The 10,505-nt window shown below is 58.2% G+C and carries 5 protein-coding genes and 2 pseudogenes; all 7 read left to right on the top strand.

Annotated features, from left to right (window positions below):
* On the top strand, window positions 1-474 hold a 474-nt coding region (locus IVA87_RS09205), incomplete at its 5' end, for an SDR family oxidoreductase (RefSeq protein WP_247333416.1).
* Between the two features lie 1,958 nt (window positions 475-2,432).
* Window positions 2,433-4,147, top strand: a pseudogene (locus IVA87_RS09200) (acetolactate synthase catalytic subunit).
* Between the two features lie 286 nt (window positions 4,148-4,433).
* A pseudogene (locus IVA87_RS09195) lies at window positions 4,434-4,763 on the top strand (Glu/Leu/Phe/Val dehydrogenase dimerization domain-containing protein); the annotation flags it as partial.
* Window positions 4,764-4,812: 49 nt separating this feature from the next.
* Complete coding sequence (locus IVA87_RS35325; protein ID WP_346658348.1) at window positions 4,813-5,007, top strand: hypothetical protein; 195 nt, start codon at window positions 4,813-4,815, stop codon at window positions 5,005-5,007.
* A gap of 41 nt (window positions 5,008-5,048) precedes the next feature.
* A complete protein-coding gene (locus IVA87_RS09190) occupies window positions 5,049-7,124 on the top strand; it encodes a hydantoinase/oxoprolinase family protein (RefSeq protein WP_247333415.1) in 2,076 nt (691 codons plus the stop codon).
* Complete coding sequence (locus tag IVA87_RS09185; protein WP_247333413.1) at window positions 7,121-8,869, top strand: hydantoinase B/oxoprolinase family protein; 1,749 nt, start codon at window positions 7,121-7,123, stop codon at window positions 8,867-8,869. Before IVA87_RS09190 ends, IVA87_RS09185 begins: the two co-directional genes overlap by 4 nt.
* Before the next feature lie 107 nt (window positions 8,870-8,976).
* Window positions 8,977-9,444, top strand: coding sequence for a PaaI family thioesterase (locus IVA87_RS09180; RefSeq protein ID WP_247333414.1), 468 nt, complete (start codon window positions 8,977-8,979; stop codon window positions 9,442-9,444).
* Window positions 9,445-10,505 lie beyond the last annotated feature (1,061 nt).

Raw genomic sequence — 10,505 nt, 5'->3', positions numbered from 1 at the left:
CCTGGCTTGGCTCAGAGACCTTTTGTCCCTCTTCCTGCTCTCACTCTGGCCAACGCTCAACTGTCCAGTTCAGCCCAATTCGGCTTATTAACGATCGACTACCTAAGGAACACCGGTGACGATGTGACCGCGTGCGATCTGGCTACTACGAACCCGAAGACGCCTCCCTCTCTTGTCGCTTGGCTCGCCTCGGATCTTGCCTCGGGGGTCACCGGCCAGTTCTTCGGAATCGATGGTCCACGGCTGACGCGCTGGGATCTTGGGCAGCCGAACAAGGCATTCTATCACTATCCGAACTGGACCCCCGAACTCTTTCATAAAGCCCGCGTGGTGCAGACGGTCGGGTCTGGGCCGGCCAGCTATGCGGCGGGTGCGGCCCGGAGCGGCCGCGACTCCAAGACCCACGCCCGGCGCGACGCAGTAGAGCGAGCTTACCCCGAGGGGGCGGGCGTCAGTCCCGCGAATCCGCATTGACCGACTCACGTGCGAGAAGCACCGAATAAACGAGGCTCGAGCCAACTTCTCGCGGTCCGTCCGGCGTAAAGTGCGGCTGCCTCATCTGGTAAACGCACTGGTGAGCGGAGGGATTGACTCCGAAACTTTCTATGGCGCTCGAGACGGCCCGTCTGGCTCCAGCAGAACTCCGACGCTCATCCTTTCCGCGTCGAACTCTAGTTCCTTGGCACTTTCGACGACGTTGGCGCGAGCGCTGGGCGCGCCAGGGCCTGTACGCGAGACTCACGACGGCACGATCGCCCAAAATGGTCCAAAGCTAAAAAGCCAAGCTCGACTGATCGCTCACCAGGTGCCGCAGGCCTATGCAAACAGCTTTCCTTAGAACCCGAACGATCGGTGTTTTCGGCGCCACGGCCTCAGCGGCGGTTTTGGCCAGTCTTGATACTGGTTGATTGCGAACGCACTCAACTTTGCCGCAAATATGGCCGGCGGGCCGCAGGAGAGCCAGCCTGCGGCACTCTACTTCCATGTTCGCCTTGCAGCTCCAGTGGATATTGCCGCGATTGCTCTTGCGCGAGCTGGCGGAGAAACGTCGCCGCAAACACTTGATGGCGTCCACGGGTTGCTTAGTGCGTTCGCGCACCGCCAATCAGCTGAGAGCAGAAAACTCGGGATCCTTCGCGCCCGTCTAAGCCGTTCCCCAGCTTTCGCGTACAATCAAGACAGCATGCTTATGAACGTTCGCTCCAGCCGGCGGGCTTGCGGCGTCTCGGACCGAGCGCGTCACGATGTCCCGACCTGCCGCTGGTGGGAATAGTTATAAGGCGCATGGAATGACGGCCGATCCATTTTATCGCAACACCTGCAAGTCCAGGAATCGGTCGAGTTCAACCACCATCGCTGCCTGCTCGGCAAACACCGTCCGAGCTACGGTACTATCGTGATCCGGATATTGAGGAACTGAAACGGGCGGAAGGATTACAATGGCTCGCGAAAGGAAGGCCGGACGTTCCTCATGCCGTCTTCAGACGAGCCGACATGGCGTGGGACACTACTTTGGAGGCGAAGTGTGAAGGCTCGCGTCTCCCAGCCAACTCTCTGCTATTCGAGTCATCTGCGATGTCGTGGCGGCCCTTTTGGAAGTGTCAGATATTGGCGCGCTTATGGGGCTCCCCCCGCGGGGCGAGGGCGACGGATGCGGCCGACCAGCCGGCCTACGGATGCTTCCTCGACATACCATTCGCAGGTGTAGCAGCCGTCTTGCCTGCGCGCAGTCGCTTGCGCGCGAGCCCAGCCGCCTGAGCGCGAGCTTGCGCGCTGGGTCAGATGCGTGAACCGGAAGACGCGCTGAAAGCCGGGTTGGAAGGATCGTGCGGAATAGCTTCAATGGGCGAGGCAAAATCTGCCGCGCTGCGAAAAGAACTTTTGGACAATTCGTTGTGCGAAATGCTTCATCTTCGGAGTCTTTCACTTGGTCAGCGACGAAAACAGATCGGTTTGCGCTCAAATCCGCAGGATTCAGGCCGGATGAGAATTGAAATCGAAGGGGATCAGCTTAGAGGTTGTGTAAGCTCACTTGATGATCGCTGCTGTCTGGCTGCTTAGCCCGTTGCCGGTAGATGGGAGCTCATGAGTTATGTCTAAATCGGCGAGAATATGGTGACACGAGGTCGGGCAAGTTTGAATACAACGACTGAGTTTGCGCGTACAGGGCAGGGGTCCAAAGGCAGCTTTGCCGGGGCACGGTTTGTTTTTCCCGACGGGGCCTCGCGGGTCACGATCGAGCGGGATCCAGAGCCGGTCTACAATGAACGCGAAACTGGCAGCTGTGTCTTCGACATCGATGGCAGACGGTTCTTGGATCTCAATTGCAACTTCACAACCTTGATCCATGGCCATGCGTTCGCGCCTATTGTCTAAGCGTTATCTGATCAGCTGCGGCGCGGCAGCTGTTTTGAGGGCATTGAGGTGCTGAAGTGACCGAAGTAACAGTTGCGCAGCGTATTGCCCTCGCTTTGCAGCGTCACGGCGTGAAGGTGATCTTCGGCCAAAGCCTGCCGTCATCCGTCATTCTTGCTTGCGAAACGATCGGTATTCGACAGCTCGCCTACCGACAGGAGAACATGGGTGGCGCGATGGCTGATGGCTTCGCGCGCGTTTCAGGTCAGATTGCCGTCGTTGCCGCTCAAAATGGGCCCGCGGCAACCTTGCTCGTCCCGCCTCTCGCCGAGGCATACAAGGCGAGCATTCCCATCGTCGCCCTTGTGCAGGAGGTCGAGCGTAATCAGCTCGACCGCAATGCGTTCCAAGAGCTCAATCATTTCGCGCTGTTTTCGTCCTGCTCCAAATCTGTGCGGCGAATCATTACCGCAGATCGTATCGATGACTATGTCGATGCAGCCTTTGTCGCTGCCGGCAGCGGCCGGCCTGGGCCCGCTGTCCTGTTGTTGCCGACCGATCTGTTGCGCGAAAAAGCCCTCCTTTCAAATCGCGAGCGCCGGTCGAGCTTTGGTGAATGGCCAATTGATCGGACGTGTCCGAGGAGGACGTGATTCGGGCGGCGGCCGGATCGATTGCGGCCGCAAGGGCCCCCGTCGTCATCGCTGGGGGCGGTGTTACATCTCCTGCCGCGGCTGCCGCAATAGCCAAGTTTCAGGATATCGCTCATTTGCCGGTGTTTACCACAAATATGGGGAAAGGCGCGGTGGACGAAACGCACCCACTCTCCGCAGGCGTGCTTGGCGCTCTGGTCGGTCCTCGCTCGCTTGGCAAACACACTCTGCCAATCCTCCAAGACGCGGATCTTATTATCTTGGTCGGGACGCGCACCAACCAGAATGGGACTGACAGCTGGCGACAAGTTCCTGCAAATGCGCGCGTCATCCACATCGATGTCGACCCCCAGGAGATCGGACGAAATTATGAGGCGACGCGTCTTGTTGGCGAGGCCGCGGCAACGCTGGAAGCACTCTGTCGTTCGATCGAACAGGTTGATCTTTCATTGCGTCGCGATAGTCGTGGCGGCTTGGAAAAACGTATCGCTGCGGCTTGGAAAACGTTCGACCATGAGCGATCAGTGTTTTCGGGCAGTAATGGAAGCCCAATCCGGCCTGAGCGCGTGATGCACGAACTCCAGGCGCGCCTGACGCCGGAAACAATCGTGGTTGCCGATGCAAGTTACTCGTCGATGTGGGTTGTCGGCCAGCTGCGTGGCCGAACGGCAGGCCAGCGATTCATCACTCCCCGCGGTTTGGCGGGAATTGGTTGGGGACTGCCACTTGCTATTGGCGCCAAGCTGGCGCGGCCCACGAGCCCTGTCGTCGCCTTGGTCGGAGATGGCGGCTTTGCGCACAGTTGGGCCGAGCTTGAAACCGCGGTCCGTAGCGATGTTCCTGTCGTCGTTATCGTGCTCAACAACGGCATTCTGGGATTTCAAAAAGACGCAGAGACGGTGAAGTTCGGCGGCTACACGACAGCCTGCCATTTCTCGCCCGTCGATCATGCTGGGATCGCGCGTGCGTGCGGATGCGGCGGCTCGGTAGTCTCAGCACCGGGTGATCTGGGCAAAGCGCTCGATCTTGCGCTGGCAGAGCAGAGGCCCTGGTTGATCGAAGTCACGACCGATCCATCAGCTCATCCTCCCATCTCGCTTTTCGACGGTACTCTGGATCGTGACTTCGGTGCTGTTTGAGAGGGAGTGCATGGACGCCACTAAATCAAATCTGTCCTGCCGAAAGAGAAGTCGGGAGATCTCGTCTCTAGGCGATGTTGGAGACTCCTCTTGTACTTGTCGCGATGGCCAGTGGAGCGCCGGCCATTTTGTCGCCTGAATAGATGAGACTGCAGATGGACGTTTATCAGCACCACATCGCGGTGCGTTGGGCTGACTCACCGAAAGGCCTGGATGTAATCAACCCCACTCCTAGGCCAAGCTCTCCGGCCGGGTTTCAGATACCAGTCGATGAAGATCAGTCACGATGAGTAGATCGATTTATGGCGGTCCCGTTTTTGAGATGGCGAGGCAGCAATTCGAGGAGGTAGCCAATCATCTGCAGATTCCGGAAATGAACAGGGATCGACTGCTTTATCCGAAGCGCGCAATCGCAGGGTCCTGCCCCATTCACAGGGACGACGGTCGAACGGAAGTCCTTCAGGGCTATCGGGTACAGCATCACCCGACGCTGGGGCCTACGAAGGGCGGCACCCGGTTCGCTCCATCGGTGGATATCGGCGACGTCGCCGCATTGGCTGTTTGGATGAGTTGGAAATGCGCGCTGGCGGGACTTCCCTATGGCGGGGCAAAGGGAGGCATCACCGTCGCTGTAATGCGGGCGGGGTCATCATCAGCTATTTCGGATGGGTGCAGATCTGCAGCGGCTATTCTGGGAGGAGGCCGAATTGCTCGATCGCCTATACCGGATTCTCGAGCGGTCCTTTCAGCAAGGCATTGCTCGCGCCAAACGCGACCGTGTCTCTCATCGCATGGCGGCCATGGCAATCGGCGTGAATGTTGTGCAATCAGCCAAGCGTACGAGAGCCCTTTTTCCGTAATGACTGTCGTTCGGACACATAGCACTGAAACGGAGAGACCAATGCTTGTCGCGCCGTGGCGGATTGGAATTGACATCGGCGGCACTTTCACTGATGCCGTGGCCATCGACGCCCGTGGTCAGGTTGAGGTCCTCAAGTCAGCTTCCAGGCCCGATGATCCGACCGCCGGTGTGATGGCGGCACTTGAGGGACTTGGTCGGCGCATTGGTCTAACCACGAACAAACTGCTTGGCGGCTGCTCGATGCTCGTACACGGTTCGACCATTGCGACGAACACCGTCCTCGAAGGCAAGGGTGCGAGGGTAGGGCTCCTCACCACTAACGGTTTCCGCGACACGCTTGAGATTCGGCGGGGCATCCGCGAAGAGCCCTGGAACCATCGTCCGCCGTTTCCCAAGGTGCTCGTGCCGCGCCGCTGGCGTTTGCCGGTAGGCGGGCGGCTGGACAAGGATGGGCGAGAGCTCACATCGCTGGATGAAGGTGACGTAAAGGCAGGATCGGCGGCATTGAAGGCTGCGGGCGTCGAATGTGTTGCAGTGTCTTTTCTCCATAGCTACGCCAATGGGGCGCACGAGCGGCGGGCCATGGAAATCCTTCTTTCGGATTGGAATCGGGATTCGATCTTTTGCTCCCATGAAATTTCGCCCTACGCAGGCGAGTACGGTCGAACCTCCTCAACGGTCCTCGCCGCCTACGTCTCAAGACGCGTCGTTCCCTATTTGCGGTCTCTGGAAGGTACTTTGCGGAAGAACGGGCTATTCGGTCCGCTGCTCCTTATTCAAAGCAACGGGGGAATCGCATCCGTTGACGAAATCGCACGGAATCCCGCCTGCCTCCTCCTTTCGGGACCTGCCGCACAAGTTGGTGCGCTGAGACATGTTGCAGCGACGGCGGGCACCGACAATTTGATCTCTCTGGAGATGGGAGGGACGAGCTGCGATCTCGCTTTGATGCAAGGTGGACGCGTCCATTCGACGGACTGGATTGATATCGCGGGATACCTCGCCCTCGTGCCGAGCGTGGACATTCATAGCGTGAGCGCCGGCGGCGGCAGTATCGCACGATTGGATGCCGGCGGAATGGTCACGCTGGGGCCTGATGGCGCCGGATCGATGCCGGGCCCGGTCTGTTATCGGCGCGGAGGAATGAACCCGACAAATACGGACGCTCAGCTTGTTCTAAGCCGTCTTGCAGCAGGACCATTCGCCGGCGGCACGCTTGACCTTGATGAGGGGGCGGCCCGGCAGGCGCTGCAGCGCGTCTATGGGGATACTGTCGGGCTTGCTCCCGAAGCGGCCGCTCTCGGTATCGTTGAGCTGATGGATCAGAATTTGCGCCATGCTGTCGAGCATGTTAGTGCGGAGCGCGGTTTTGACCTTCGTAACTTTACGCTTGTCGCTGTTGGTGGGGCGGGAGCTCTGCACGCGAGCTCGGTGGGCCGGAGTCTAGGCTGCTCGACGGTTTACATACCCCGGCTTGCGGGCGTCTTCTGTGCCTTCGGTATGCTCAACTCAGATATTCGCCTCGACGAGGTCCGAACGATCCGTCGCCCCTTTAATCAGGGCACACTTGCCGATTTGGAGCATGTTGCGCACGAGCTCGAATTCGGGTTGCGGGCACGTCTCATGGCCTACGGCGACACTGGAAGCCAGTCGCAGTTCAGGCGCCACATTGACCTTAATTATCTAGACCAACAGTCTCAGCTCTCCATAGAGTGGACGGATAATCATATCGACAACATGATCGCGAAATACGAGGAGCGCTATAGTCTCCTCTATGGCCATGCTCACAAGCATTCGCCCATCATGACGTGCGCGCTGCGTGTGAGTGGATCGCGCCAGTTTCCCGGAGTTTCGATTCAGAAGATGTCCGCTGCTGAGTACGTTCCTCACGCCTCGGGCCAGCGCCGTATGGTGGTTAGTCGGGAGAGCGGAGCGGTAGATGTAAGTGTCTACGAAGGGTCAGATCTGCGGCGAGGCGCGCGCCTTATCGGTCCTGCAGTCATCAACGATATAACGACAACGGTATTCATTGGAAAGGGTGACAAGTTGGAAGTAGACGCAACGAACAATTTTGTCGTTCGCCTGGCTGTTCCGGCTCCAGGAGGCAAGGCATGAGGGCAATAGATCCAATCCGCTTGGCGCTCGGCCAGAAGCAACTCGATCACATTTGTCGCACCATGGGCTGGGTTATGGCGCGCACTGCGCGAAGCCCGATCTTTAGCCAGTCGCACGACTTCTCGTGCTTCATCGGTAGCAGGTCTGGCCAGGTCGTCTCCCAAGCGGACGGTATTCCAATTCATACTGGCGGCGGCGGGATTGCGCTGACGCGGCTCCTGGAGACTTTTGAAGGACGTATCAATTCCGGTGATTGTTTCTTGGCGAACGATCCGTATGTCGCTGGTGGTAATCATCTGCCTGATTTCACCGTCATGCGACCGGTCTTCCTGAACGGCGCGCTGATTGCATTCACCTGCAATCGTGCGCATCAGTCCGATATCGGAGGCGGAGCGGCCGGAACGTACAATCCGAGTGCCGAAGAGATCTTTCACGAAGGCCTGCGCATACCAGTCATAAAGCTGGTTGCGCAAGGAGAGGTGCAGGATGATCTTTGGCGCTTGATCCTCCTGAACTCCAGAACTCCAGACCTGCTCGATGGCGACCTCCGCGCAATGCTGGGATCGACCGAAATAGGCGCCAAGCGCGTTCAAGACATGGCGACCCCAATGGGGGCCGAAGAGCTGAACCAATTGTTTGCGTCGCTCCTCGACTGGGCAGAGGAAAGTTTGCTCGCGGCGATCGGCAAGCTGAAACCAGGAACATACATAGGCGAAGACTTTTTCGATCACGATTGCTTTGAGCCCATTGAGGCTCGCATCAAGGCTGCCATCACAGTTGGTGCAGACGGACTTCTCGTCGACTTCGCGGGTACGAGTCCGCAGATGCGTGGCTTCAAGAACAGCTCACTGGCGAACACGCGCTCAGCCGTGCTCTTTGGGCTGATCTCGTTTCTTGGTGCACACATCCCCCGCAACGACGGCGTCTTCCGCCGCGTACGCGTCGACGCCCCCGAAGGATCGCTGGTCAACGCGAAGCCGCCAGCCCCGGTTACCTCGGCGACGACCTATCCGGCTCATCAAATCATACACGCGATTTGGCAGGCATTGAGCCCGACCGCCCCCGAATTAAGCTGCGCGGGTTGGAGCCGGATCTCGCATTGCAATACGTCCGGGATTGACGGCAGCGGAAGATACTACGTTGCATATCAGTGGTTGGCACAGCCTGGAGCCGGCGCGGTCAAAGGCCGCGATGGCTTTAACGTGCTGGGGCAAATGACTACGCTTGGCGGTCTTGCATTACCTGAGGTCGAGGATTTCGAAACCAGCTATCCGTTCCTTGTTGAGCGTCAAGAGTTTGTCACCGATGGTGGCGGTCCCGGCCGCTACCGCGGCGGCACCGGGGCAGTAGCAATTGTCAAAGTGCAGTACCCTGCAGAGTATTCTTTCCGCGGCGAGGGCAACGGCAATCCGACGTCCTTTGGCGTTTTGGGCGGACATGCCGCGGGGACCGGAAGCTGTTCAATCAAATTCGACGATGGTTCGTCTTACGCGCCACCTCGCTTCGGGGTCGAAAGGCTGCTCCCCTTGACACTCACGATCAATGCCGCCGGCGGAGGCGGGTTCGGATCGCCCTATTTGCGGCCTGCGGAGGAGGTTCTAAACGATGTCCTCGACGGAATGGTGAGCCCTGAAAAGGCGGAGGCAGACTACGGAGTTGTTCTGGCAGGAAAAGATCTGCGAATCGATGAAGAGGCAACGCGCGTCCTGCGTCAGCAGCTCAAGAAGGTGGAAAGCAGAGTATAACCAAACTGTACTTTCGAAAGGCCCGGGGCATGGAAGCGCGGTGTCTCCTGACAGGCAGCCCATGGCAGAAGGTTCAGTGTAGACATTCGGAGTCCCAAGTGAATGACTTGAAGGACATCACTAAGTCAGCCCTGCTCACACGTCCCGATCTCCATGAAGCAACTGAGGGCGAGTTCAAGGGCTGGCGCACTTGGACATTCGATAGTTTCTTAAACCAGAGCGGTCCTTTTTGGCATCGTGTGGATGCGGATCGAACGGTACGTTGCGCCTTCCGCGCGCAGAAGAGGCACCTTAATGGCTATGGAAACGTTCATGGCGGCTGCCTGATGGCCTTTGTAGACTATTGCTTGTTTGCCATCGCAGGGCTCGTGCTGCATGGTCGCGGAGTTACAGTCTCCCTGTCGAGCGAGTTCCTTGACGCGGCGCGCGAGGATGAGTTGATCGAGGCGACAGGCCATGTCACCCGCGCGGGCGGCTCGCTGATCTTTGTCCGAGGTGAACTGAAATCCGGCGAGCGGCTGTTGCTCACGTTTTCCGGAACCATCAAGCGGGTGAAGCGGAGGCCCCCTACGTAAGCGTGCCCTAGAGCCAGCAAAGCCATTTCTCCCTCATAATCGAGACATGCTTGCAAGCCGCAAGAAGTCTCAGGGCAGCGAAAGCTTTGTAAGAATCCAGTCCGGAGAACTGCGCGTAGTAGGCCGGCTGATAGTGATGTTCGAAGACATTGATGTCCCCTTCTTTTCGGAACGCGCGGTCACCTCGAACGATCTCGCAAGCGTTGTTTAGGACCTTCTGTTCGAGGGGACTGCATTGCAGAGAGCAGATCTGGCTTGCGCGCTCTCCGGCATGTGTTGTAAAGGGCTCGCGGCTGTGTGGCTTGATCTCAACGAAGAATAGTCCGGACGCGTTTTCGCAATCAATGATTTCCGATCAAGACAGCCAACGGCAAGGCGGTCTTCGTGCGCGACGTAGCGCATGTATGCATCTGTGCCAGCAATTTGCTGATACTGCGATCGGTTTGGCAGCAGGGTAAGACGCTCGCTCAACGTCATCGCGAGAGGATGAAGAGCATCGCACAATCTTGCCAGCCTCTCGCGACCACAGCTCTGTTGCTCTTCAGAAGCCTTGACACGAACTGCAAATGGTGCGTCCTAAAGCTGCGACATGAGCTGTCGCGGTCCCGTCGGGCCCAAAAATCCCGACGGATTGGCAGACGCAGGTCTCGATACGTAAGCTTAGCTGCTTGCTCGGCCTCTGTCAGTAAACCGTGGCAGCTTCAGGTCGTTAATGATCCAAATATCTTCGGTTGTCGGGAATCCAAAGCCGGCGTCGCGAACTCGCAGCATTGGCAAACAGCTGGTCAAACGGCTTTTTCCTTCCGGGTCGCATGAGTTTGTCGTTATCGATTTAGCAGATCACCCGGACAAACTTTTCACCTTGCTTTGCGATGAAATTACAAAGCTAAATGCCGCAGTAGCCGCAAGTCAGTTGGCCGTGTTCGCCTCACCAACTTACAAGGCGACATCTCCGGGTCCTGCTAAAGCGGGATGGGGTTAGGTTGAATCGATTGGGATTCCCAAATCAGCTTGTTTCTGATTCACCATGCTGGCTGGACGGAGGCCAGCAGGGATGGGCA

It is taken from the genome of Bradyrhizobium sp. 147 (genome assembly GCF_023073935.1).
In the GTDB taxonomy this organism is placed as follows: domain Bacteria; phylum Pseudomonadota; class Alphaproteobacteria; order Rhizobiales; family Xanthobacteraceae; genus Bradyrhizobium.
Note: the sequence above shows the minus strand (reverse complement) of the source record. Positions and strands in the feature narration are given on the sequence as shown.

Bases quoted from the DNA above. Each gene is read 5' to 3' on its own strand.
- IVA87_RS35325 (WP_346658348.1), top strand. From the start codon at position 4,813: ATGGGTGCAGATCTGCAGCGGCTATTCTGGGAGGAGGCCGAATTGCTC.
- IVA87_RS09190 (WP_247333415.1), top strand. From the start codon at position 5,049: ATGCTTGTCGCGCCGTGGCGGATTGGAATTGACATCGGCGGCACTTTC.
- IVA87_RS09185 (WP_247333413.1), top strand. From the start codon at position 7,121: ATGAGGGCAATAGATCCAATCCGCTTGGCGCTCGGCCAGAAGCAACTC.